This window comes from Bradyrhizobium sp. KZN70725, from assembly GCF_055264925.1.
The window spans coordinates 21,854-46,212 of sequence record NZ_JBUYWT010000023.1 but is presented as its reverse complement, the minus strand read 5'-3'; the positions used below and the strand labels follow the sequence as shown (position 1 = coordinate 46,212).

18 protein-coding genes and 1 pseudogene are annotated in these 24,359 nt (G+C 60.7%); 7 read left to right on the top strand and 12 right to left on the bottom strand.

Annotated features, from left to right (window positions below):
* The first annotated feature begins 139 nt into the window (after positions 1 to 139).
* Complete coding sequence (locus tag ACZBJS_RS22160; RefSeq protein ID WP_463439142.1) at positions 140 to 544, top strand: response regulator transcription factor; 405 nt, start codon at positions 140 to 142, stop codon at positions 542 to 544.
* On the opposite strand, the gene ACZBJS_RS22155 is transcribed toward ACZBJS_RS22160, so the two are convergent.
* Positions 539 to 6,433, bottom strand: a complete 5,895-nt coding sequence (locus tag ACZBJS_RS22155) for an ATP-binding sensor histidine kinase (protein ID WP_463439141.1) — start codon at positions 6,431 to 6,433, stop codon at positions 539 to 541. The two genes, ACZBJS_RS22160 and ACZBJS_RS22155, sit on opposite strands and share 6 nt — an antisense overlap.
* A gap of 667 nt (positions 6,434 to 7,100) precedes the next feature.
* Between ACZBJS_RS22155 and ACZBJS_RS22150 the strand changes: the two genes are divergently transcribed.
* The 6 genes from ACZBJS_RS22150 to ACZBJS_RS22125 all read left to right on the top strand — a co-directional run bounded on the left by ACZBJS_RS22150 (position 7,101) and on the right by ACZBJS_RS22125 (position 12,348).
* Positions 7,101 to 7,295, top strand: a complete 195-nt coding sequence (locus tag ACZBJS_RS22150) for a hypothetical protein (protein WP_463439140.1) — start codon at positions 7,101 to 7,103, stop codon at positions 7,293 to 7,295.
* A gap of 396 nt (positions 7,296 to 7,691) precedes the next feature.
* Positions 7,692 to 7,997 carry a hypothetical protein gene (locus ACZBJS_RS22145; RefSeq protein WP_463439139.1) on the top strand — a complete coding sequence of 102 codons (306 nt, stop codon included), beginning with the start codon at positions 7,692 to 7,694 and terminating at the stop codon, positions 7,995 to 7,997.
* Positions 7,998 to 8,009: 12 nt separating this feature from the next.
* On the top strand, positions 8,010 to 8,219 hold the full coding sequence (locus ACZBJS_RS22140; RefSeq protein ID WP_463439138.1) for a hypothetical protein: 210 nt from the start codon (positions 8,010 to 8,012) through the stop codon (positions 8,217 to 8,219).
* 722 nt (positions 8,220 to 8,941) lie between these two features.
* Positions 8,942 to 10,003 carry an ATP-binding protein gene (locus ACZBJS_RS22135; RefSeq protein ID WP_463439137.1) on the top strand — a complete coding sequence of 354 codons (1,062 nt, stop codon included), beginning with the start codon at positions 8,942 to 8,944 and terminating at the stop codon, positions 10,001 to 10,003.
* Positions 10,004 to 10,034: 31 nt separating this feature from the next.
* Positions 10,035 to 11,903 (top strand): Na+/H+ antiporter NhaA, encoded by a 1,869-nt coding sequence (nhaA, locus tag ACZBJS_RS22130; protein ID WP_463439136.1) that lies wholly within the window; start codon positions 10,035 to 10,037, stop codon positions 11,901 to 11,903.
* A gap of 40 nt (positions 11,904 to 11,943) precedes the next feature.
* A complete protein-coding gene (locus ACZBJS_RS22125) occupies positions 11,944 to 12,348 on the top strand; it encodes a baeRF12 domain-containing protein (RefSeq protein ID WP_463439135.1) in 405 nt (134 codons plus the stop codon).
* Positions 12,349 to 13,315: 967 nt separating this feature from the next.
* Here the strand turns inward: ACZBJS_RS22125 and ACZBJS_RS22120 are convergent.
* From ACZBJS_RS22120 to ACZBJS_RS22070, 11 genes and pseudogenes are all read right to left on the bottom strand, one after another.
* Positions 13,316 to 13,765: pseudogene (locus ACZBJS_RS22120) on the bottom strand (MaoC family dehydratase).
* A gap of 41 nt (positions 13,766 to 13,806) precedes the next feature.
* Entirely contained in the window at positions 13,807 to 14,565 is a 759-nt protein-coding gene (locus tag ACZBJS_RS22115; RefSeq protein WP_316396270.1) for a sulfite exporter TauE/SafE family protein, read from the bottom strand.
* A gap of 11 nt (positions 14,566 to 14,576) precedes the next feature.
* A complete protein-coding gene (locus ACZBJS_RS22110) occupies positions 14,577 to 15,191 on the bottom strand; it encodes a helix-turn-helix transcriptional regulator (RefSeq protein ID WP_316396269.1) in 615 nt (204 codons plus the stop codon).
* Positions 15,192 to 15,293: 102 nt separating this feature from the next.
* Positions 15,294 to 18,098 (bottom strand): ATP-binding protein, encoded by a 2,805-nt coding sequence (locus tag ACZBJS_RS22105; protein ID WP_463439134.1) that lies wholly within the window; start codon positions 18,096 to 18,098, stop codon positions 15,294 to 15,296.
* Between the two features lie 445 nt (positions 18,099 to 18,543).
* Positions 18,544 to 19,467, bottom strand: a complete 924-nt coding sequence (locus ACZBJS_RS22100; protein ID WP_316396267.1) for an efflux RND transporter periplasmic adaptor subunit — start codon at positions 19,465 to 19,467, stop codon at positions 18,544 to 18,546.
* Positions 19,464 to 19,907, bottom strand: coding sequence for a DUF983 domain-containing protein (locus ACZBJS_RS22095; RefSeq protein WP_316396266.1), 444 nt, complete (start codon positions 19,905 to 19,907; stop codon positions 19,464 to 19,466). The genes ACZBJS_RS22100 and ACZBJS_RS22095 overlap by 4 nt, the downstream gene beginning before the upstream one ends.
* The gene (locus tag ACZBJS_RS22090; protein WP_316396265.1) at positions 19,904 to 20,113 is read right to left on the bottom strand and encodes a DUF1656 domain-containing protein; all 210 of its coding nucleotides are present in this window, start codon (positions 20,111 to 20,113) and stop codon (positions 19,904 to 19,906) included. Before ACZBJS_RS22090 ends, ACZBJS_RS22095 begins: the two co-directional genes overlap by 4 nt.
* On the bottom strand, positions 20,110 to 22,176 hold the full coding sequence (locus tag ACZBJS_RS22085; protein ID WP_463439133.1) for an FUSC family protein: 2,067 nt from the start codon (positions 22,174 to 22,176) through the stop codon (positions 20,110 to 20,112). Before ACZBJS_RS22085 ends, ACZBJS_RS22090 begins: the two co-directional genes overlap by 4 nt.
* Positions 22,177 to 22,427: 251 nt before the next feature.
* Positions 22,428 to 22,784 carry a hypothetical protein gene (locus tag ACZBJS_RS22080; RefSeq protein ID WP_463439132.1) on the bottom strand — a complete coding sequence of 119 codons (357 nt, stop codon included), beginning with the start codon at positions 22,782 to 22,784 and terminating at the stop codon, positions 22,428 to 22,430.
* A gap of 173 nt (positions 22,785 to 22,957) precedes the next feature.
* Positions 22,958 to 23,959, bottom strand: a complete 1,002-nt coding sequence (locus ACZBJS_RS22075) for a helix-turn-helix domain-containing protein (protein WP_316396262.1) — start codon at positions 23,957 to 23,959, stop codon at positions 22,958 to 22,960.
* A gap of 152 nt (positions 23,960 to 24,111) precedes the next feature.
* The gene (locus tag ACZBJS_RS22070) at positions 24,112 to 24,252 is read right to left on the bottom strand and encodes a hypothetical protein (RefSeq protein WP_316396261.1); all 141 of its coding nucleotides are present in this window, start codon (positions 24,250 to 24,252) and stop codon (positions 24,112 to 24,114) included.
* Between the last annotated feature and the right edge of the window lie 107 nt (positions 24,253 to 24,359).

The window sequence follows — 24,359 nt, the reverse complement described above, 5'->3', positions numbered from 1 at the left end:
ACAGGCCTAAGCGAATAGCCGGAACCCTAAGCCATCGCTTACAGGCGCGGTCATTGCATTATTCGGGAAGTTCCCGGACACTAGAAATTGCATGCAGGCGCGAGTTTTGCGGGCCGGGGTGGTGGAGCGACGAAGGTGCATGGATCCGGCAATGTTGAACCGAACATTGATATCCATCGTCGACGATGATCAGCTCTATCGTGAGTCAGTGCGAAAGCTCGTAGTGCTAATGGGCTACACTGTCGAAGCGTTTCCGTCAGCTGCCGATTTCCTTGCGTCACGCTTTTTGCCGGAAACAACCTGCTTGATCACCGACGTTCACATGCCCGGAATGACTGGAATCGAGCTGCACAGGCATTTGGTCGATGCAGGGTATGCGATCCCGACGATCCTCGTTACCGCATACCCCGATGAAATCGTCAGGGATCGGGCTCTAAGGGACGGGGTCGTTTGCTACCTCAGTAAGCCGGTGGACGACAACCATCTTGAACGATGCCTACGTTCGGCTCTGCGGCCGGGCACGCCAATCGAAGGGAATTCATGAGTCCTCTTTCGCCGTCGGCAGGGTGAACTGAAATACGGCACCCCGAGGCTCGTTCGCCTCCGCCCACAGCTTGCCGCCGTGAGCATCGATGATGGATCGGCATATCGACAGCCCCATCCCTGTTCCACTGGATTTGGTGGTGTAGAAGGCGTCGAAGACACGATCGAGATGCTCCGGATCAATGCCAGGCCCGGAATCGCGCACCGCCACGAGAACGCCTCGCCGGTCTTGTTGGGTGCTGATCGACAACTCTCTTGCCCTCTTCTCGGCCGAACCCATTGCTTCAGCCGCATTCAGAATCAGGTTCAGCAAGACCTGTTGCAGCTGTATCCGATCCCCCAGAACCGGAAGCAATCCATCCGCAAGTCGAGTTTGAACCGAAACCCCATTCTTCTGGATCACACTTTGCGCCAATACGAGCACTTCGCTCAGCGTCGCGTTGAGGTCAAAACTTTCCTTTCGCGGTGGCGCTTTCTTCATGTGATCGCGCATCCGTCCGACGATGTCCCTGGCTCGGTCCGCGTCCCTCACAACACAACCGAACGCTTCCACGGCCTCACCCAGATTCGGCGGATTCATTTCCAAGAAGCGCATTCCCGCACGGGCGTTGTTTCGAGCGGTCGCTATCGGATGCAAAATTTCATGGGACAGCGAGGCAGCAAACTCTCCCATCGTGCTCACGCGGTTCATGTGGGCGAGATTCGCCTCACTTTCCCGCAATGAATCCTCAGCTTGTTTGCGCTTTGTCACATCTACAGCGGTACCGACAAACTGGATGAGCTCGCCGTCTTCGTTGAGAACCGGATGACCTGAGGCACTGATGTGCCTAACTGTCCCGTCTGGCAGCACAACCCTGTACTCGGCATAGGTGTCAATTTTTTTGCGAAGCGACTCCTCAAATCTCTCCTGTACCCAATCGCGATCCTCGGGGTGGATTTGCTGTCGAAAGTTTTCTCGAGAAGGTAGGCTCGACCGTGGATCCAATCCGTAAATATTGAACATTTCCTCGGAACAATACAGTACTTGTTCCGTGCGGGGATCCCAAGCCCAACTGCCTGTATGCGTCAGCTTCTGCGCTTCAGCCAAATAATCCTTACTTCGCATCAGCGCTTCCTCGACGCGCTTGCGCTCTGTCAAATCGAGCACGAATGCAAGGCCCTCGTCGCCTCCTTCCTTGAACATCGCGGCGCCAATAAGCACAGGAACGCGGCTGCCGTCTTTCCGAAAATACTCCTTCTCGAAGGGCTGAACGATGCCGGTTGAGTTCAGTTCTGCCCGAGTCAATATGTCGCGCTCGCGCCATTCGGGCGGGGACAGCTCGGTCCAGCGCACGCGGCCCGAAACCAAGTCCTCACGGTCATATCCCACGATACGTAGAAACGCGTCATTGGCTTCAAGAATTCGACCTTCGCGGTCGGCAATGATGATCCCAATGATGTTGGCGTCGACCAAACGCCGAATCTTCCCTTCGCGGTCTGCGACGTCGCGATAAAGCCGCGAATTTTCGAGTGAGATCGCCGCCTGAGATGCAAGCACCGTCAACAGGGCGACGCGATCGGGCGTAAAGGCCATGGGTGTCAGATTGTTCTCCAGGTAGAGGATGCCTGTAAGCCTTCCCTGGTTGATTAACGGAAAACAGAGAATAGAACGGAGATGATTCTCAACGATGTAGGGATCGTCAGAATATGGATTGCGAGATAACGCATCGTCGAGAATAACGCTTTCCCGGGTGCGCAGGACATAGTGGAGCACCGACACCGGCAGCACTGTCGCAGCCACCTCCTCGTCGCGCAGATGCACGGTCACCGAATCGCCCTCCGTCGTGGCTTCGGCGGCGATCCGTTGCTCAGCTCCGCGTGAAAGAATCAACAAGCCTCGTTCGGCGCCAGCCTGTTCGAGCGCCGTGCGCATAAGCATTTCGAGCAGCTTCTCCAGCACGATCTCGGCCGAGATGGCCTGCGACACCTTGATCACCGTTGCGAGGTCGAGTTGTTCGACGCACGCTGCGATCGTGCTTGTCGAAGCAGGTGCGGGCTCTTCCATCTTGAGGCGCGGATACATCGCATCCAGTTGGCGCACCTTGCCGTCCGCGCCCCAGCGCAGGTAGCAGTCGCGGGCGTTTCGCAGATACAGATGCGCGATTTGCTCGAAGCCGCACGCGGTGTAAAAGCGCGCCGCCAACTCATTGGCGAGTGCCTCGTTGTGGACAAAGCCGTTTGCCCGTGACAAAAGAATGGCTCGTTCGTAAAAGTTCATGGCATCGAACGCGCGGCCATCAATCCGGGCAATCTCCGCACCAACCAACGCAGCGCGGTTCTCGAAGTTTTCCGGACAGGCCGCGGCCCAGCTGGCGAGCTGGCGGTGATGAGGGGCCAAGGCCTCCAGAGTCGGCGTCCGCTGGCTGGCGGGCATCGAATCGCAAAACGCGGCGCACGACAAGGCGCCGTAGAAGTGATAGTCGGCCGCCTCGATGATCGTGAGGGACATGCTCAGAAGCGGCTGCGCCTTCGATGCAGCATCAACCGCCGTCGCATAGTCACCAGCCAAAAAGCGGGCCTGCAACTTGCAGATCCAATACAAGCATTGGGCGGCCGTCACGTCCGAAGTGTTCGCGAAATCGCGTTCGATTCGCTGCTCATCAAACTGGCCGTCATCCAAGGAGCCGAATCTTGCCGTTGCGCCGCGCAGCATTCGCACGATAGCGAGTGCCACACCGACGATTTCGAGGTTTGTGCCAAGCTGTATGTGGCCTAACTGTACCCTTTCAGCTTCGCGTTCGATGTCGGCAAGCGCATCACCGACCGCAAGAAGATTCAGGACCCTCAGCCCGGAGCAGATCCCTGCATACACGAGGTCGCCGGTTTTCTGCGCCGCATCAAATGCGCGGCCGATGAGTTCGCAGCATGTTCTGATATGCCTTGTCCAAGGCATGACCATATTTCCGAAGTTCAGATACACACCCGCCTGGAAACGCCATAGTCCACGCTGCTCGACGAGCTCACAAGCGAGTTGCCCGACGCGGTACGCGCCCTCGTACTCGCCGAACCGCAGCCCGGCGATCATTCCAAGCCGGCCATAGGCGACGGCAGACGCGTCGCTGTTGCCACGATCCAAGGTAAGACGCAGCATTTGGCAGACGACGAGCGTGTAGAGGTTGAGGTCAGTGTATTGTGCCGGTGAAGAGAGCCGGTTCAGGACATCTAGCTCGGCGAGGGATGCCGGGTCGGTCATCAAGGGAAGGGCGACCAGCTCCTCGGTTGCGCGCCGGCCGAGCTCCGACCAGACACACTGATACGCTTGGCGCGCCTCCTCATCCGTCGGATGCGGCGACCAGGTGATGCCGAGGTACCATAGGTACTCGAGACCGACGGCGACCGAGCGGCTGGGCTGATTGAGCGTGAGGTAAAGGTCGATTCCGAGGCGCGCTACACCCGCTCGATCAGCCATATCCGTGACGCGAGCAGATAATGCAGCCAAGTGGTTTTCTGCGTCCGAGAGCGCGCCAGTCAAGAGCTCGCATTCGGCGCGATGGAGGTCGAGTGCGAAGATGAGGTCCCACCGGTGCTCCCAGCAACCCTCTGCCAACAGGCCTCGACCGGCGATAAAGTAACTGAGCGCCGAAACGTAGGCAGCCGATGCTTTGGCGCGCCGGCCTGCTGCCAAGTTCAATTCCGCGGCCTGCTCGCGTTCATCGACCGATGTGATTAAACCAAGACCTCGGTTGAGCTGATTAACGATTTCAAAGGTCGCCTCGTCCCGCTTCTCCGGAGATGTCCGCGCCGCGAGCAGTCTCCCTATTCGAAGGTGCGCCTCGCCGCGCAGCTGCTCCGCGATCAGCCCATAGGCGGCCTCCTGAACGCGATCGTGGACGAACCGGTAAGCGCCTGCCACACGCTCGACCAACTCCTGATCGCGGGCCGGCCACAGAGTCGTATCGAGCTGCTCCTCCGAAATCCCGAGTACCATCGAAAGTACTGCGCTCTCGGCAATGTTTCCAAGACAAGCCAGCTGCTGCAATGCGTTCTGCGCCTCGGTCGGCAGACGGGTTAGCTTCCCGATCATAAGATCAGCGACGTTATCGGTGTAGTCCTTGGCGTGAATGCGGTCGATATCCCAGGACCAGCGCGCACCATCATGATCGAATGTGAGTAATCCTTCCTCGACGAGCGAAGACAGGAACTGAACAGCGAAAAACGGATTTCCGCCGGTCTTCAGTTGTACCAGCTTCGCAAGCGGCTCTGCGCGCTCTAACTCGCAGCGAAGTGCGTCGGCAACCAGCTGCCCAACTTGCTCTTGGGTGAGCGGCGACAGCTTGATCTCTGCGACCTTTCCGCCGGCGGTCTTGATGGCATGGAGCTTTCTCGTTAGCGGATGGGCCGCAGCGACTTCGTTGTCGCGATAGGCACCGATCAGCATGAGGTGCTCCAGATCTGACCGCAACAGGTCCTCTAGCAGATCAAGAGTCGCCGCATCGACCCACTGCAGGTCGTCGAGGAAGAGCGCCAGTGGCTGGTTCGAGCGGGCAAATGCGCCAATGAAGCGCCGAAATACGAGTTGAAAACGGCTTTGTGCCTGCTGTGGCGGCAACGTAGGAACCGGTGGCTGGTCTCCGATGATTAGCTTGAGTGCGGGTATGAGGTCGATCATGAGCCGCCCGTCCGATCCCAGCGCCTCTAGAAGCGCGTGGCGCCAGCTTGCCAACTCGGATTCGCTCTTGCTGAGGAGAGACCGGACGAGACTTTGAAAAGCCTGCACCAGTGTCGCGTAAGGGATATCGCGCTTGTACTGGTCGAATTTGCCAGACGCAAACAGGCTGCGCTGCGGCACGAGCGCCTTGTGTAGTTCGTCGACGACTGAGGACTTGCCGATGCCGGAATATCCTGAGACCAGCACCAACTCTGGCTCACGGGTCTTGATGATGCGATCGAAGCTGGAAAGCAATGCCGCGATCTCACGATCTCGTCCGTACAGCCTTTCGGGGATCAGCAGCTGGTTCGGCGTGTCCTGCAGGCCGAGCGGGAAGTCATCGATGCGGCGGCGCGCTTCCCATTCCGCCAGGCAGCGTCGCAGATCGCGCTCGACACCGCCGGCGGTCTGGTAACGATCCTCGGGTGTCTTGGTGAGCAGTTTCATGATGATCGCCGATACGGGCGCTGGGAGACTCTCTACCAGCTCGCCTGGCGACACCGGCTTTCTGGCAATATGGCAGTGCACCCACTCCATGGGATCGGCCGCCGTTAAGGGCAGAACGCCCGTGAGCATTTGGTACAGCGTAACACCGAAGGCGTAGAGATCGCTGCGGGCGTCGATCGAACGGTTCATCCGCCCGGTTTGTTCGGGTGCCATGTAGGCAAGCGTACCGGCGATGGTCTCGGGCGGCTCGGGCGCCTGCCGCTCGCGGGCCAGGCGCGATGCGATACCAAATCCGGTGAGCCGCACGTGTCCATCAGCGCAGTGCACCACAATGTTAGCTGGTTTGATGTCTTTGTGGATGAGGCCGTGTTGGTGGAGCTTGCCTATAGCTGCTGCGGCGCCGATCGCGAGGGCCAAGAAGCCTCCCACATCCATGGGTGAGCCGAGTAGCCTGGCGAGCGGCTCGCCGCCCGGATCCTCGAGCACCAGCAGCATGGTTCGGCCGCTGCCGCGCTCCACCTTGAGCGGTCGCACAGCCCAGGCTGCTTCCAGCTCATCTTTCAAGCTCAATTCGTGAGCGAGGCGATCGAGTCTTGAGCGGGACGGACGGTCGGCCGCAGCGGCAACAAGCAGCACCGCTACCCGGTTGCCATTGTCGTCCAGTCGCCAGTCACGGCTGAGCACGCGCTCGCCGTCCTCCCACAACACCTGGGAGCTACCGTCCGAGTAGGTGACGTTCAGCGACGGCTGCACCATCTGTCAGACTCCGGTGTCAGGCGTCGGCTTGAAGTCGGCTGATCAAGCACCTCGCGCGCCACACGCGCGGCGTCTCTCCGGCATGGAGAAATCGTACTCCATCGCCCGAGAAATGCCAGCCGTCCCTTGGTCTTTCGCGGCGGCCGAGAGTTCCGCTCGAGCGAATCCTCGTGGAACAAGCGCCGCACTCTCGCTGCGGGACCGCCAGGCGTGCCTCAGCACGCGTTCAGCGCGAACGTACGAGCCTGATTGCGAAGCCAATCCGGCATGCTCGTGATCGAGGCTTCCGCCGGACGAAAGCAGTCGCGGCCAACTCCAGGAATCCTCTAAGCCTTTGTATCATCGTCCCGCCCCCTTTGGATGCCCGAGCTCAACCCGCGCTCAATTGAGCCGTTGGTGACGATCCTCTTAAAGTTAGTGCATCCGAAATGCGCACAGGCCAAAAGGAGAAAACAATGCCTTACTGCTCGGAAAGTCACGGGTCAGACAAAACCATGCGATGCGCAGTCTGTGAGGGCAAGTTTGGCCTCGTCCGGCACTATTCGTGGCGAACGCCGCTTTGCTCCAGGAAGTGCGTCGATCGCTTCAACGCGCGCCGCCAAGCTGACCACAATTGGATGGGTTGGTTCCTATTCGCTTTCAATCAGTCGTCCGAAAACCGCGCGCCATGAAGCTTCAGATCTCATATCGAGGCAGGGAGTACTTGAAGACAGCGCAGACGTTGATTCGTACTGCCAAAACCATGACGGACCAAGCCATTGCCGCTCAGCTTAAGGCTCTTGCTGACGACTACGAGCGGCGAGCAGAGAGGGCTTCGCTCGACGATGCAGCCAAGGCATTGGCTCGATCTGACGAGCGCTGAATACGCGTGGCATACATGAGTTGATGGCAGCTCCCTCAGCAGCTATCGGGCCGACCGGAAATCGAACTCCGGCCGAAAGTCGATCCAAGCGTCGGAAGAGCGAGCTGTGTCAGCGCGCGTAGGCTTGGTGTACCCGGCGCGTATCCTTTGGAAAAAGGGACCGTTCCTGGACCTTCGCGAACCGCATTTGGCTGGCTACAAGTTTGGCGTTGTTCGTCAGTTTTCAGGGACTAGGGCGGTGACCCTCGGCCGGCATCCGAAACCGGCATTCGTTTTCTAAACCAAGGCTTATCTGGCGCAGCTACAGCCGTATCCTGAACAGCCCCACGTGCAATAGAAGATAGACCGACAGTAGTGCAAATCTCCTCGCAACAACTCGCGTTCTGGAGTCTGCCCATGAGGAGAATTACTGTTCTCATTGTTTCTGCTCTGATCAATGCATCTACAATTCCAGCGCTTGCGGCACCCACGTTAAACAAGGACGTTTTTGTCGCTCGCGCGGACTCGGCGAGTGTGCACAGCAAACCCGATAACGCGGCCGATAACGAGAAGACTTGTCTAGCCTACGCGGCCTCATATTATGAGTCCGCGGTGCTGCGGCAAATCGCTGCCGGTCGGGCCGACGGCGCGCGGATGTTAACTGCGGTCGAGTCTGTGGTGAACGCTTTCAAAGACGTGTTCGCCACGAAATGCGGTGGCTGAGGGGAGTCTATCATGGTCGCGATCATCGCCTTGCTCTGGAGTTTGTCTTCTCCGGCAAATTGCCACGAGCAGACCGTCACCACCTCGGACTTCGCTGACGTCTCGATGCAGTCCTGCCTGATGGGCGCACCGCAGCTCGTCGACTGGATGAACCAGCATCCGACTGAGCGTCTTGCGGCATGGCGCTGCGTGCTCGGTCAAAAGGATGGCCGACGAACTTAGGGTGCAATGTCGACCAGTTCGCCAACTGGTAGCGTAATTTATCATGGCTTCGAGTTTCAGAAGATCGTTTCGCGGATTGGCCCTTGCGGCTCGTCCGGCTGAACAGTTTGGTCCGCAGGCCTCGAGCTAAAAGACCTTGCGCACCGTTGGCTTTGGCGTTTTTAGTGGCGCGCCGCAACCAAGGGGCTGCCGGACTAGATCGACATCAGCGTCGCGTTCTCTTAAGTCACCGGCAGACAACTCCAAATCGCAAATGGTCGACCCGACGGTATACGCATTAGGCACGATTTGCTGAGATTCGGACTGCTTCACTCGCACCGACGTTCCTTGTCGGATACCAATCTATCTCAGAGGGGCGGATAGCTCCCAAGTGCTCGGCGCGCGCCGTTCGACTTCGCCGCGGTCTGCCTGCGGCCGGTCCTTCCCTCCCGGGGACCGGCCGCTCCTGCTTAGGCCCTCGGACAGCGGCGCTGGGTCGGATAGGCATGGACACTTGAAGCGAGTGTGGGAAATCTGATCATTGAGCATAAGACGGGTTGAGACCTCACGAAGCGCGCGCCGCGGTCCATCAGCTATTCCGATAATGGTGGGCTATCGATTCCATGGCGAGAGGTGATTTTCCTTTGGACCGTCATCGACTCAAAGTGCGCACCGTCGCCGCCCGTCCTGTGTAGGGGCGAAGTCGACGTTCTATTGAACGATCGCAAACAAAGAGGTCCGACATGCAGATCAAAGAGACGCCCGATGTTTCGTTCGCCGGCGTGGTCGAGAACTCTACGCTGGAAGATGTCGTCGTCCTCGCGGACAGCGCCGGCGTCGCGCTTGGAGTGCAACGCGCATTCAGTGCGAGGGTGCGGAGTGTCCGCGATGATGGTAGCGGTCTCATCGCCAGACGCGTGGAGATTCCGCTCGTCGGGCCCGACGGCGAGATCTCGGGCGTTTTGTGTCGGACCGCCCCACAGCCCGACATGCGCACGGCGTTCTCCTCCGGAAGTCCGGAGATGACGAGGGCGATCGGCGACGTGGTACAGTTCGTGGTCCACGATATCAACAACCTTCTCGCTGTGATTGGCGGAGGCCTGCGTCTGCTCGAGAGCCAGGGCGACGCCACATACCGAAGGGCAATCATCAGCAGGATGCAGCACGCGATCACGCGTGGAGCATTGCTCAGCCGTCAGTTCCTAGACGTTGCGCGACCATACCCCGGGTCGATCGGCGGGCTTGCAGGCAGCCGTCTCGCAACGCTGGCGGGCTCGCTGGACCAGGCGTTGCGTTCCGACATCACAGTCCGTACCGATATCGCTGAAGATTTGTGGGACTTCGACGCTGACCCGGAGGAGTTGTACTTTGCGCTGCTGAACCTCTGCCGAAACTCGGCCGATGCTATGCCAGGGGGCGGTGCGATCAGCGTCGTGGCGCGGAACGTCGAAGCTTCCGCGGGCGCGAGCCAGCGCTTCATCGAGATCGTCGTCGCCGACGATGGGGAGGGCATGCCCGTCGAGGTTCTCTCGAAGGCATTCACCCCGTACTTTACGACAAAGGTCGCGGGCAGCGGCACCGGCCTCGGGGACCTCCAGGTCAAGCGCTTCGCCGAAGCACGAGGCGGCGCGATCTGTATCGAGAGCGAGCGGGGTAGCGGCACGCTGGTGCGCCTCTTCCTTCGGCGCGTGCACGCTGCTGGGCTCTCCGGCGGCATCGTTGGTGCGGAGATTGCGTACACGCTGTCACCGGACGGCGGCGTATTCCACGTCATCAACCCAGCGACGGCTGAGCGGTCTTCGTAGCCCTCGCGAACACCTGGAAACCGGTTCAGTGATGCAGCTTATGATCCCGCCCGGCCACCTCGACCGTCCGGTCGACCAAGAGCGGGACCACGTGCTCGGCTCTCCCGATGCAGAGATTACGCTCGTCGAGTATGGCAGCTACGCGTGCGCGCACTGCAGAGCTGCCAACGAGCGCATCGCCCAAGCACGCGATCAACTTGGCGACCGCGTCTGCTACGCCTTCCGCCACAGACCGCTCATGGACAACGGCCTTTCGTTTCGGGCCGCCGAGCTCGTTGAGCTTGCCCGGACGCCCGAGGCGTTCTGGTCTGCGCACATAAAGCTGATGACGAGGTCGATGCAGCTCACAGAGGACGACCTCGTCGCGGTGGCCGCCGATCTTGGCGTGAACGCCGACTTCGCGCTCGGCGACGGCGACGCCGTGCGGCGCGCGAGGGCGAGGGTGGAGGCGGACGTCGCAAGCTCACGCGCGAGCGGGGTAAGATTTACGCCGACCTTCTACATCAACCGGCGGCGCTACGACGGACCCTGGGACGAGAGCTCTCTCGTAGACGCGATGCTTGGTACGCTCGGCCACCGCGTCCGTACGGCAGCCCTGGACTTCGCGACCTGGGGTCCCTCCGCCGGCATTTTGCTGGTCCTTGCGACCGTGGCGGCGATCGTCTTGACGAACTCGCCGATCGGGCCAGCGTTCGAGGGGCTCTGGCGCCAGGAGCTCGGCGGGAGCTTGGGCGGCGCAGCCTTTCAGATGCCCATCCTCCATTGGGTCAACGACGGCCTGCTGACGGGGTTTTTCCTCGTCGTGGGATTGGAAGTGAAGCGCGAGATGACAGTTGGTCATCTCGCAAGCCGCCGCTCGGCCGCGCTTCCGATCGCCGCCGCGCTCGGCGGCATGGTCGTGCCTGCGCTTCTGTATGCGCTCGTCATCCCTGCGGGGCCCTGGTCGCACGGGTGGGGCGTTCCGATGGCGACCGACACTGCGTTCGCAATTGCCTTGATGGCCTTGATGGGTGCCCGCGTTCCCGTCGGGCTGCGCATCTTTCTCACTGCGGCGGCCATCGTCGACGACATAGGTGCGATCCTCGTCGTCGCAGTGTTCTACTCCGGCGAAATTCATCCGGGCTACCTGGCGGCCGCCGCCGCGGTCGTCGTCGCGCTGGCGTTGCTGAGCCGGTGGAGAGTCTACCTTCTCTCGCCTTACATCCTGTTGGGCATCGCGTTATGGGCATTCGTCTACGCGGGCGGTCTCCACGCGACGCTGGCTGGCGTGGTGCTGGCGCTGTTCGTTCCCACGCGCCCGCCCGCCAACCTGGCTGCCCTGATGACGCAGGCCAGCACCATCATCGCCTCCGAGGCCCGACATGAGGGTGAGGTCCTCAGGCACGGCCCCTCCATCCCGGCACTGCACGCGCTCGACGCAATCTACGACAGAATTGAATCGCCTGCCGACCGGCTGCTGCGGCGCGCCGGCGCGCGGTCAAGCTACGCCGTCCTCCCGATCTTCGCACTGGCGAATGCGGGCGTGGCGAGCGATCCGGGCATCTTTGTTGGGCATGGCTGGCTCGTGGCCGCGATCGTCGCTGGTCTCGCCATAGGAAAGCCGCTCGGCATCTTCCTCGCGGCTGCTGCTGCCGTGCGGGCAGGCATAGCTGTCAAGCCGGCAGAGTACACGTGGCGGCAATTGGCCGGGGCGGGAGCCCTCGCTGGCATCGGCTTCACGATGTCGCTTTTTATTGCCGGGCAGGCGTTTCCAAGCGTTCCCGACTTCTCGGCCGCCAAGATCGCCGTGTTCGCTGCGTCGACTCTTTCGGCCGTTGTTGGGACTGCCTTGCTCTGGGGAGCTTCGCGTCAGGAGCTTGTCGAGAAGGCGCCGCAGTGCGTGAGCACGCAAGTATCATAGCCAGTCGGCATTTACGCAGGATCGTGTAGGAGGTTTTTCGATGATTCTACCCACCGGTACGACAGTAGCAGTCGCTGACGGCGAGACGGTCCGCCTATTCCGCAATACGGGTATAAAACCCGGGGTGCATTTGATCGAGATCACGGCGGCTCAGCCTGCGCCCGCCCACTCAGGCTCGGGTGCGCGCCATCACACCGGCTCTGCCAACTCCGACGGCAGGCGGCGCGATAAGGACGACTTCGCGGCAGCTGCGGCCGCGTTCCTGAACAAGCTCAGCCTGGATGGGACCATAAAACACCTGGTCGTTGTCTCCGACCCCAGGACCCTGGGGGAGATGCGCAAGCACTTCCACAGCGACCTGAGAGGCAGGATCATGGGCGAGTTCGCGAAGGAGTTCAGCCGGCGTCCGCTCGAGGAGATCGCCTCATTGATCGCCGACGCCTGACGCGCCTCTGGATAGGGCTGCCGGCGCAAGCCTCTCCAATCATAACCCGCGCGAATAACTCAAAGTCAGCGACGACGGCTACTGCTGTCGAGCAACCGCACCATCGGACGACCAAACCAGCGCCTTCATGATCTCTGACGGTATATGTAGCTACGCCGTGCCAGTACGAGCAGTGGCGATTCCGCTATTATGCAGATCTATTCAGTCGATTGACTCCGATAGGTAGCGGAATCGCCAGTGTTCAGAGGGGCGCAAATAATTTTGTGAATTCAAGACCGAAGAAATACGGCGGGTATACCGTCGGGATTGTCCGTCAAACTTGAGGATTTGTGCTTGTAGATCAACGACGAAACGTCGCCTGAAATGATTGAGTGGGAGTAGTGCGGCTTGCTGCCATCGCGTAGTTTAGCGTGGTCTTGTCGAATTGTTCTCGCCTCCTTCGCGTTGGGGATTCTGACCGAAGTAGTGAGCTTGGCTTACGCCGGTAGAAGTTCAAAATCCATTGCGTCTTCATCGTAGCGCGTTGGATCGTACAGAAGGGCCGGGGCCAAATCTTTGCTTCGAGCACCGGCAGGTTTTGGCGCAAAGCGGGCACGAATTTGATTGGCCACGCTGTTCTTGCCGTTGTTAGCTGAACTGGCCCGTGATGGACTGGACCGGGACATCGGGAAAAGTGAAGCGCAATCATTACTTAAGCCGCAGCTCGATCGGTCATGTCGTACCAAATGTAGTACTGCGGCTGGTTCGGAGCTCGACGGGTAAACGATTTCGCGCTTCTTCGTTTCTATGGTGGCGGTGGCGTAACGCAGCGTAACAGCCAAAACGGCAGCTGCTGCTGGCTCCAGTGATGGTCAACATGATGGCTCGGTCCATCCACGTCTGCTTTCAGGAGCGGAGTGGACGTGAAGCAGGGCTGATCCCGACTTCCAGATCTTGACTCGGTTTTTAGTCCGCTTCGAATGAAGGTTCATGCGTCCGGGCGACGCGGAACGATGGTCATCGGAGTGAACGCATAAACTGCCTGGCCATGCTGGTTGTACATCGTCCACTTCATGCCCACGGTGCCTTGCGGTTTGGTCTTCGAGGGAGCGAGGCTTTCGATTTCGCCCTCCAGGTGCAGGACGTCGCCGGGGCGCACTGGCGCCATCCAGCTCACTCCGCCTCCAATTCCGATAATTGGATGATCACCGAACGGGCGGCTTTCAACCAGCAGCCTCATTGCAATTGCAGCTGTGTGCCATCCCTATGCCGCAAGACCTTTAAAGAACGTTTTGGCAGCTGAATCTTCGTCCAAATGCATTGGTTGTGGGTCGAATTCTGCCGCGAAACGCTTGATTTCTGGAGCGGTGATCTGGGCTTCACCGGTTCTGAATTGCATCCCAATGGCAAGGTCGTCAAACCACTCGATCATAGCCATAAGCCGTCTCCTACTGCCAATCTGTCTGCTTTCGTCGTCGCCTAGCCCAGATAGCCGTGCACGCCGTCCCACAATAGCTTCAGCGCAGTGATGACGAGCAATCCGTAGCAGGCCCGATAGATCTGGCGCTGGTCGAGCCTGCCGTGAAGCTGCCAGCCTGCCCACACGCCGGCGGGAACGGCGAGCAGGCACGTCGCCATCACGATCCACACGTTGTGGCCCGGCCTCACCAGCAACAACCATGGCACTGCCTTGAGCGCATTGCCGACGGTGAAGAACATGCTCGCCGTTCCCGCATAGACGTCCTTGGCGAGCCCAAGCGGGAGCAGATACATCGTAAGCGGCGGTCCCCCCGAATGTGCGACCATTGAGGCGATTCCGGAGCTGAGGCCGGCAGCGACGGCTTTCCGCGTTGAACGCGGCTGGATCGTCACCTCGGGGCCGCCGAAGAACCACAGCACGACGAAGATCAGGGTGACCACGGCCATCACGATTGCGACGGCCCGATGGTCGAGCACACGAAACAGTGCATAGCCGAGCCCAATTCCCGCCATGAGACCCGGCAACAGCATTTTGAGGTCCGGCTTCGACCAGGTCGAGGGCTTCCAGTAGCGCAGCGCATACAGGTCCATGGCGATGAACAAGGGCGCCAGCAGGCCACCGGCGGTCACGGGGTCCATCACCAGCGACAGCATGGGAATGCCGACAATGGCAAAGCCGCCGCCGAATGCCCCCTTCATGAAGCAGATCAAGAAGACGCCGGCAAAGGCGACCAGGATCGTGGTGGCGGTCAGTTCCATGGCTCGTCTCCCTATCCGACGCTCGCGAGCCGCCGGCGGTCAGCGCCAGCGCGGGTGGCTGCTGTCCGTCTCGGTTCTTCGTCGCTCGGATGTGCAAGCGGCGACATGTTGGCCGAATAGGCTGTCCCGGGCTCGATGGACGCTAGGGCGGATTCGCTGAAACCGCGCCTCGAGCGCAGCGCATTGATGTCGCGCGCCACTGTCACTTCGCGACGATATTGGCCGGGTGCCATACCGGTCGACTGCCTGAATGCGCGACTGAAGTTTGCCTGGCTCGAGAATCGGAGAGACAGCGCGATTTCGACCAATGCCGTTTCGCCTTCGGTCAACAAGACTTCCGCGCGCTCAAGCCGCCGCGCAATGACATAGCGGTGAGGCGATTGCCCGACGGCTTGCTTGAATGCTCGCGCGAAGTGAAACCGGCTGAGGCAGGCGACCGAGGCCATCTCATCCAGGGTGAGGTCGCATTCCAGATGCCCATCGATGTAGTCGAGGACTCGAAACAGGCGGCGTCGGTCGAGCCTTCCCTTGGCTGACAGGCCGTTCGAATGGCCAGCTGGCTCCATGGTCCCCGGTTGAAGGAGCCTCGTGGCAAGGGCTACCGGTACTCTGCTTTCGGTTTCCAAGGCGGCCTCCTGCCAGTTCTCGCGGGATTGCACCTCGCGAAAATAGGCGGCCGGGCGGCGTGCGCGGCATCCGTCAAATGACCAGTCCGGTGACTGATGGGATTAAGGTGCCGAGGTACCGGCTGTGGAGAGGATGGCAGACAGGCCCGATCGGGAGGTGATTCCGATCTTCGAAAAGACCCGCTGCAGGTGGTAGCCGACGGTCCGATGAGACAGATAGAGCCTCGCCCCGATGACCTTGTTCGAATGTCCTTTCGCCGCTAGCTGGGCGATGTGCAGCTCCTGCGGGGTCAGGTCCTCCCAGACTTGCGCGGTCCGGCGAAGGCTTGCCTCGCCTGCTGCTCGCAATTCTTCCCGCGCGCGATCACTCCAGGGCGCGGCGCCAAGGGCGTCAAAAACATCACGTGCCTGGCGCAGCGGAGCTCGTGCATCGGCGGAGCGCCGCTGCCGACGCAGCCAGGCGCCATAACCGAGCGAGAGGCGCCCGCGCAGGAAGGGCCAATTCTTGGCTGCTGGCCCAAGACCTTCCAGGAAGAACCGTTCGGCATCCTCATTCGTCGCGACCAACGCCTTGCCATAGGATAGCATCGTTTGGACCCATGGCACCGGTCTTGGGCCAGATACGCGCTCTATCTCGTCGATCACGCTGCGCGCGTCCTGCACTCGATCCGAATGAACAGCCGCCTCGACGAAGTCGGCCAGCGCAAAGAATTGCAGACCCGCGTTGAAGGCTGGATCGGCAGGCGCGAACAGGCGCTGCAGATGCGCGAATGCCTCTGAATGCCGGCCCGCGCTGATGGCTGTTATCCCTCGCGCCAGTTGCAGCATCGCGAGCAGGAAGCTCGCTCGACTGGGCAAAACGAGGCGTTCCGCTTCACTCGCATATTCTTCAGACCGCTCCAGATTGCCTTGCATGCCGGCAACCTTCGCCTTCACGATGGCAGCCGCTGCCTTCCACACGATGGATCCGATCTCTTCCGCAAAACGGATCGCTTCCTCCGCCTCTCTCATCGCGCCAATCCAGTCGCCGACTTCCATTTCGGCCCATGCCTGGGCGAAAAGTGCGCGCGACAGGTTGCCAATTCGAGCTTGCTTACGCAGCTCCGCGGTGGAATCGGCCAGAAAACTCACACCAAGATCGAATGCGCCGACAACATTCGCAGTGCTGCCAAGGATGCGTGCGACATGCGGATCGTTGCTCCTCCTTTCGGACAGCGCCTTCAGCTTTGCGTACACCTCGCCACCTCGGCGAAGTGGCTCGGCATAGGCTGATATCGCTATGCCCCTTGGGTCGAGCTCGAGGAGCTTGAGCCGTCTAGTCGCAGAGAGGACGTCTGAGCACAGGTCGCTACTCGCGTTACTCCACCAGCAGCGTTGCGCTGCGCGCCAGAGAAGATTGCTTGCAAGGTCCTTTGCTCCGCCCGCATGTGCCTGGTCGGCAAATTTGACCAACGCGGAGATCCTGCCGGGATCATTGATTGTCAGGAACTGGCTCATTTCCCGACACCACCCGACCCGCGCTGTACCTAACTCGTCCGACGGATCAACCGCAGCCTCTCGCAATAGATGCTCGAGCAACTTCGGCCGCCCGAGGTCCGTCACAATTTCGGCGGCCTGCAAGAAACGCTCTCGCCTGGCCTCGACCGTCTTGCTCAGCTTTGCTGCAATTTGCAGGACTTCGACAACGGTGCTGCCGGCCCCTCTGCGCTGCGCTCGATGCGCCATCTGATCCAGTTCGCCAGCCAATTCATCGTCAGGACCCATTGCCGCGGCTGCACGATGCCAAAGCTTGCGATCCCGATCCTCGATGACCCCGGCGAGTGCGGCGTGAACCTTTTGACGCACGGCCATGTCGGCGGCCTGGTGGATCGCGGATCGCACGAGAGGATGTCGAAACCGCGCCTCTGTTGCATCGAGCTCGATGAGCTTGCCCAAGACCGCAGGCTCAAAGGCTGAAAAATCAATGGTCCGAGCCAGCAGCACCTCGCCGGCACGCATGATCTCGTAGAGAGAGCTTCCGTCGTTCTCGGCCGCAATATACAGCAGCATGCGTGTGACCTCGGGAAGGTCGGACAGACGGCTGGAGAAGGTGCGTTCAAGCCGCTCCGTCAACGGCAGCCATGCCGCCTCGCGATCATCCTCCGAACGCGAGCTGCGCGGTAGCTCCACCAACGCCAGGGGATTTCCGGCGGCTTCTCTCAAAAACCGGTTGCGCAGATTTTCGGAAAGGCCGGGCGCCTGCATCTCGAGCAAGCGGGTCGCGTCGGCTTCGCTGAGAGCCGGAACAGCGTGTCGCAAGGTGTTGGCGTCGCCAAATGGAAGCTCGAAACCCTCGCGCAAAGCCAGCAGCAGAACGACGGGGTCAGAACTCAGCCGACGGGAAACAAAAGACAAGACCTGGCGCGTCGGTTCATCAAGCCATTGCGCATCGTCAACTGCCAGCAGGATTGGTTTGTGATCTGGGCCTTCTGTCAGGAGTGCCAGGGTCGCAAGTGCGACCAGCCAAATATCCGGTGCTTCGGTGGTCGCGCCGCCCATGCCAAAGGCGCTGAGAAAGGCAGACCGTTGATGAGCAGGTAAAGACTTTGCCTGCTTCATGAGCGGATGCAGCGCCTGCTGAAGCCCGGCGAAAGCCAGATGCGCTTCGGCGAGAACGCCCGTCATGCCGAGCACGGCGATGCCGCGCTCCCGCGCTCGATCTTTGGCTTCCTCGAGCAGCGCCGATTTGCCAATTCCGGCTGCTCCGCTAATAACGAGAGTAGCCCCACCCTGATCGATCCGGTCAAGCAGTTGATCGATGAGATCGATTTCTGCTTCGCGTCCCAGCAAGGATGGTAGCCTGGATCGCGGGATACGGTCGCGCTCCTTCTGCAGGGGAAAAGCGGATTTTTTCGGCCCTTTCGCCATCGTTGGCTTCGCGCTCTGTCGGAGACGATTCCAGTCCCGGGGACGCAGCTTATCATGTGCCGGAGAAGAGGACAGGCGCGATTTTATCGGCATGAATGTCGATCATTCGATCGCGGATGCGGCGGTTATTGGAGTTGGGCTGGACGACCGGCAAGGCTCACTGCTCGGGCCAAGCCAATTCGTCTCATCCCTTGGTGGCTCAGGCGCGGAGCGCATCGATGGTGTGGGCCGCAAAAACGCCTGCGCTCGCCAGGGCCAGAAATGCTATCAGGATATTCAAGTCCATCCTCGCGCTCGGGGAGGTCGGCTTCCTGAGACAAAGCGGCACACGCCTCCCTGGCCGAGGACAAACACCGGCACCGTCCGGGAAAGGTTCGTGTTGCTCGCCAGCGTGGGGCGATGTTGCAATGCTCTGGACATGCCACTGGTCGCTCTTTGAGTCATACTAGCGTGAGGCGGTTTGTCGGTTGCCAGCTTTAGCGATGTCGCCCTGCGGAGCCGACCCAAGGACTTCGACGGTCGCAGTAGCTCCGGCGACGAGTTCGTTGCGCTCGTCGGCACGGTCGAGCGCGATCCGGACCGGGACGCGTTGGGCGAGCCGCACCCAGTTGAAGGTCGGATTGACGTTGGCGAGAAGGCTGGAACCGTTGCTGCGATCGCGATCTTCGATGCCGGCTGCAACGCTCTCGACCTTGCCCAGCAACGCACGGCTGCTTCCCATCAGACGCACGTTGACGGGATCGCCGACATGGATGCGCTGCAGCTTGGTTTCTTCGAAGTAGCCCTGCACGTGCAGCGTGTCACTATCGAGCAGCGCCATCACGCCCTTTCCGGGAGTGAGATAGGCGCCCGGACGCAGCTCGTTGTTGGTGACAATGCCGCTGACCGAGGCCCGCACCTCGCTGCGTTCCATGTTGAGCTTTGCAAGGGCAACATCCGCGACGGCCTGGTCGTAGGCCGCCTGGGCCGAGCCTTGAATCGCGACGACTTGATCCATCCGCTGCGTAGAAACCACGACGCCGGGTGTGAGCGCACTGTAGCGCTTCAGATCGGCATTGGCGTTGTCGAGCGTTGCGCGCTTGCCTTCCTGTACCGCCTCTGCCTGCTTGAGCGCGATCTCATAGCGCGCCCGGTCGATCCGGAAGAGCACGTCGCCCTTTTGGACTTGCTGATTGTCCCGAACCAGAACCTCGCTCACAAAGCCGGAAACATCGGGAGCCACGGGCACGACGTCGGCCCGTACGTGTCCGTCACGGGTCCAGGGCGCATCAAAGTAGTAATCCCACAGCTTGTAACCGGCCCAAACTGCGACCAAAACAACGGTACCGGTCAGCGCGAAGCGACGTAGCGGGTTGAGAACGGCTTTCATGGCGCCAACTCCTTGGAGATGAGGTTCGGTACAGGCGTCGTTGCAACGCGATCTTGATTGACCCGGCGCTGTCGGCCAGCCTCGAAGCCGTGCATGCCGGTCTGCCATTGCAGGCCAACAATGGTCCCCTTTACGGGCTGCAGGAGAAAGAGAGCCGAAAGCCCGGTGACGGGGAGCCAGATCAGCAGTTGAAGCCACGCCGGAGGCGAATAGGCCATCTCGACGGCAAGAAGTCCCGGCACGACCAGATGGCCGACGATCGCGATCACGAGATAGGCCGGAAGGTCGTCGGCACGTTGCGGCGTGTAATCTTCACCGCAAACCTCGCAATTGTCGACCACCTTGAGAAAGGCGCCGAACAGGTGGCCTTGTCCGCAGTTCGGGCACTTCATCCTGAACCCGCGCCATAGAGCCTTTTTGAGGGAGACGGGTGCTGTCATGTGAGTAACTCCGCTGAGCCTAAGACGAGGCCGGTGAGCAGGCAGATGAAAAGCGCGAAATCGAACAGTGCGGGATGCCAGATCCATCGATAGAGGCCGTTACGCGCGATCTGCTTGCTGATGAAGCGCTCAAGCGCGTAGGCAACCACACTCCAGAGCAGGAGCGTCGGAACGAGCACGCCAAAAAGGTCAAGTTGATATTTCATGCGGCTATCGTCCCAGTTTCGATTTGCTGCGGTTGATAGGTCGGCGACTCCGGGAAGAGCCCGGAACGAACGCCGGTGAGACCGACCAGCACGTGATCGCGGGCTTCGCTCCTGGGTTCCTGCAACGCCAATGCGATGGTGCCGTCGAGCTGGCCTACCAGTTCATCGGGGAGCGCTCCCGCAGTGTGGGTCCGGCAAATCGGGGCAAGACGAGCGAAGAACGCTTCGGTTGCCGCTCTTGCGCTGCGTGACAGCCCCAGGCTCGATCGCCTCACGCCGAGTATGTTGAGCGCTGTCCGAAGCTGCCGAAGGTTGGCGGCGCCGCTCCTTGCGTCGGCGGGGACGACGGCGATACGCGTAGCAAGCAGGGCGAGGCGATGCTGCATGAGGCTGGCAAGCGCAAAGGGATCTTTATCCGAGGCGCGCTCGGCGACTGATGCAAGCGTGGTCCAATTGCTTTGGAGCAATCGCTTTGCGATCCAATCGGCTCCGGCCATGCGAACGATGCCGCAGGTCACGCCGGTCAGCGCCACACCTAGCATCAGCGCAACGCTGGAGTTGGCATAGGTGATAAAATCAGCCGAATAGGTCTCGGTCAACGCGAGTTGGACCGAGAGGTAGATGGCAAGTATGGCACCGATACGCGCGGTCGCGGGCCGCGCGGTCATCCAGCCGAACAGCACGAAGGGAGGCATCAATGCGGCGATGAGCACCTCGAGAGTCGTAATCCGCGGCAGCACGCCAAACAGGTAGATGCCATGGACCGCGATTACGACGAGGAATAGTCCGTAGAAATTGCGGAACGCCGGCAGCGGATCGTCCGCGCCCGCCAGAAAGCTGCCGACGACAGCTGCGAAAAGCGGTGCGGCAACTCCGTCCGACCAGCCGGTCGCGATGGAGAAGCAACTGCAGCACAGCACCGCAAGGGCTACGGACCCGGCCGCCAGGAGCGCAGACCAGTAGTCGCGATGCGGGACGGCAACAGCCGTGGCGCCATGAAAGAAGACGAGATGAAGCGATTCGGGATTGCGCCCCTCGGAGATGGCCTCGCGCAGAAGCTGGCAATCCTGCATGACATCGACGAGGTTGCGCAGCCGTACAATGAGGCCAGAGATCGCGATCTCGATCCAGCCGGCGTCCGCGCTCAGCACGGGTCGTGCTTTATCGAGCGCTGCGCGCAACGCATCGGCTTCCTGTCCATCGCGGCCTCCCGCTTCAAGCCATGCCGCTATCCTTGCGCACATAGAGGAAATGCGCGCAGCCGCCTCGTCATGCGGACCGAGAGGCAGCTTGCGATCCTCGATCGATCCGAGCAGCGGCAGCAGCGACAGCATGTGCTGCCGGAGCAATTGCAGCCCTCGCCCGATATTTGTGGACGTGGTCGCCTCAAAGCCGAGATGACGCCCCAGCTGGTCGATTTCGGAGGCCGCAGCGGCAAGACGTATGCGTTCGCTATCACGCTGCTGATCGCTGCCGCGACCCGTCAGGACGTCTGCGGCGAGCCGGCGCGCGCCGGCCAGCCATGCGTCGGTTTGCGCGGTGACAGCGGAGGCCACGCCGCGTGGCAGCACGAGCATCGCGACAACGCTCGCGCAGACGATTCCGAGCATGATCTCCTGCACGCGGGAAACCACGATGTCGAACGCCGACTGTGGCGTCGAGACGATGGGAAATCCGAGCAGCGCGACGGTGTAGCCGGCCAGCATGAAGACATAGCTGCGCGGCGTGCCGTCGATCAGCGACAGATACAGGCAGATGCCGACCCACAGCGCGATGCAGAGGCTGAGCAGCTCCGGCGCATTGACGAGGTTCGGAACCAGCACGATGGTCCCCGCCGCGCCGATCAGTGTGCCCAGAATGCGGTAGACGGCCTTGGAGGTAGTTGCGCCCGTGAACAGGTTCGAGGTGATGTAGACTGACGCCATGGCCCAATAGGGACGCGGCATGTCCAGCAGCAGCGCGATCGAAAACGCCAGCATCGCCGCAGCAAAGGTCCGCAGCGCGAAGAGGATGGCGGCATGTCGGTCCCGAAATGAGGCAGCTTGGGTCACGGAGTCGGCCAACCGTTGCGTCAGCAGTGGACGGAGTTTCTATGTGCGATGCATGACCTCGCGTCAGCCAGCGACGCCGTTGCAAATACGTTCGAAACGCATTGCAGCGGTATCGGGCGTTTCGTTCCGCAGTCGGCTGGAGTCGCCGACGTCTGCATGACGCCGATGACGTCCGGTTTCAGAAACGCGACGAACATCACGAGGCACAGGATTTTGCCAGCGAACACGGCGAGGCACAGAGCGTCTTTCATGTCGGGTCTCGATCAGTGGATCTTGGCTGCATTCGTCATACGCGTTCTGGTCTGCTGCGGCTTTGCACGGATTGCCGATGCATTTTCATTTCTTGCTGTCGGAGCAGCGGCCGCAACTTCTTCCACCGCAGCGAACGCATCGTGTGGGCTGCGCCGCGAGGTCTGGGAAAGGACTTCGGGGACGAGGTCCGACGCGAGGCCAGACTCAGCAATGTGTGTTACGGGCGCGTGAGTGGTGTCGAACACCACCCGCTCCGGCCATTTTTGATCCGAAGTGATGCGCAGGTTGGCTCGTTCGCTCGGAGCGACCGCGGAATGCGAATAGGCAGGAGGCGCTGGGAGCAGCCAGTCGGCCGCAAACAGCAACACGAGGAGGGCGCCTCCCACCCACACGAAGTATTGACGTATCGGCACGTCGAGCGGCCTTTCAGTGAATGACTAGGCCCGCGAAGATAGTCGGATGATGGCACGCGGGGCTTTGCAGCGCGTGCTCTCGTCTTGTCATTTGTTGCTGCCGGCTGGCTCGCAAACGATAGGCAGGCTCAGGCAAAAATCGAAAGCGAACGCCTGACGTCTGTCAGAGAGGATTTGGATGCTTGGGATCCCGCCGTCTGACGATATTGACCTGGCGCCTGCCCGGTCACCTGCTTGAAGGCTCGCGTGAAATTGGCTTGGCTGGAAAAGTTGAGCGTCAACGCGATGTCCACCAAGGGCCGATCGCCACGTATCAACAGGGCTTTCGCCCGCTCCAGGCGCTTGGCACTGACGTAGCGATGGGGAGAGTCTCCGACGGCTTGTCGGAAGGCTCGCGCAAAATGGTATTTGCTCAGGCACGCGATCGTTGCCATGCCTTCGAGGCTGAGGTCACTTTCCAGATTCGCATCGATGTAGTCCAGCACACGAAAGAGTCTGCGCTGATCGAGCCCATGGCGAGCGCGACGAGGAAAAAGCTGAGTGCGCGATGCGCTGGCTCGCTTTTGCAGCAACCTCGCCGCCAGACTGGATGCGAGGGATTCGACGAACACACTGCCCGCGGAAGTTTCAATCTTTAGCTCGGAGGCGATGGCAAATCCGATCTCGGCCAGCAGCGGATCTTCGAAACCCGTTTCGTAGTTTAGGGCGTGGATTACCGATTCGCCGGTCTTGTTGTCGAGATTGCTCGACGAGAACTGGCTTAGCGGAAGATAGATGTGCAGGAATTCCGGCAGATCCTCAGCGAAATCGATCTCACCTTCCTGCAAGCCGGGAGGAGAGAGCCAAACCGTACCTCGCTCGGCGACTATCTGACTTTCGATGCCCGGCGCCCGCCGCGTCAGAGTCGCTTGATTGCTCCGGGTGGCGACGCAAATCCGGATATCAGATTGTGGGGTCCTCCACGGGCCAACCCCTCTTCTAACAGTGCACAATTCGGCCGACAGGCCGGACCAGCCCCGATCCGTCGAAGACAGCAGCAGCTGGCCTGGACAGTCCCGATCCCAAATGCCACGGTGCGGCCACTGCTCATAGCGGCCTGCGGCGGCCGGCTGCTCTGATTGCATCTCCATGTGGCGCTCCAGGATCGCATTCATCATTGTTGCGAGGCTAACTTGGCACAGGCGGCGCAATTTGCTCGTTATCGGTTGTTAGAGGCTGTTAGTGTTTGCGAGTCTCACACTAGGCAGCGCCGCCCACCGGCCGCGGCAATGGTCGTCAATACTCAGTACTCCGCCGAATTTGGGATCATCCACGCCGACACCGTCTGCCAAACGCCGTCGCTCGACTTACGCTGATACGTGACGAAGTCGGCGTCGTCGCTGTACTGGATTTCGTACCGATAGGATTCGAGATGCCTTGTCATTGAACTCTCCTGTGTTGAGGACGGCGCTTCTCGCGTCATCGTCCAAAGACATCGATTGGAGAGCCCGGCTCAAAAAGGGCCATAGGTGGAAAGGGTCCTTCCAGGCA

Bases quoted from the DNA above. Each gene is read 5' to 3' on its own strand.
- nhaA (WP_463439136.1), top strand. From the start codon at position 10,035: ATGCAGCTTATGATCCCGCCCGGCCACCTCGACCGTCCGGTCGACCAA.
- ACZBJS_RS22135 (WP_463439137.1), top strand. From the start codon at position 8,942: ATGCAGATCAAAGAGACGCCCGATGTTTCGTTCGCCGGCGTGGTCGAG.
- ACZBJS_RS22155 (WP_463439141.1), bottom strand. From the start codon at position 6,433: ATGGTGCAGCCGTCGCTGAACGTCACCTACTCGGACGGTAGCTCCCAG.
- ACZBJS_RS22100 (WP_316396267.1), bottom strand. From the start codon at position 19,467: ATGAAAGCCGTTCTCAACCCGCTACGTCGCTTCGCGCTGACCGGTACC.
- ACZBJS_RS22160 (WP_463439142.1), top strand. From the start codon at position 140: ATGGATCCGGCAATGTTGAACCGAACATTGATATCCATCGTCGACGAT.
- ACZBJS_RS22115 (WP_316396270.1), bottom strand. From the start codon at position 14,565: ATGGAACTGACCGCCACCACGATCCTGGTCGCCTTTGCCGGCGTCTTC.
- ACZBJS_RS22090 (WP_316396265.1), bottom strand. From the start codon at position 20,113: ATGAAATATCAACTTGACCTTTTTGGCGTGCTCGTTCCGACGCTCCTG.
- ACZBJS_RS22150 (WP_463439140.1), top strand. From the start codon at position 7,101: ATGAAGCTTCAGATCTCATATCGAGGCAGGGAGTACTTGAAGACAGCG.
- ACZBJS_RS22070 (WP_316396261.1), bottom strand. From the start codon at position 24,252: ATGACAAGGCATCTCGAATCCTATCGGTACGAAATCCAGTACAGCGAC.
- ACZBJS_RS22140 (WP_463439138.1), top strand. From the start codon at position 8,010: ATGGTCGCGATCATCGCCTTGCTCTGGAGTTTGTCTTCTCCGGCAAAT.
- ACZBJS_RS22075 (WP_316396262.1), bottom strand. From the start codon at position 23,959: ATGGAGATGCAATCAGAGCAGCCGGCCGCCGCAGGCCGCTATGAGCAG.
- ACZBJS_RS22095 (WP_316396266.1), bottom strand. From the start codon at position 19,907: ATGACAGCACCCGTCTCCCTCAAAAAGGCTCTATGGCGCGGGTTCAGG.
- ACZBJS_RS22105 (WP_463439134.1), bottom strand. From the start codon at position 18,098: ATGGCGAAAGGGCCGAAAAAATCCGCTTTTCCCCTGCAGAAGGAGCGC.
- ACZBJS_RS22125 (WP_463439135.1), top strand. From the start codon at position 11,944: ATGATTCTACCCACCGGTACGACAGTAGCAGTCGCTGACGGCGAGACG.
- ACZBJS_RS22145 (WP_463439139.1), top strand. From the start codon at position 7,692: ATGAGGAGAATTACTGTTCTCATTGTTTCTGCTCTGATCAATGCATCT.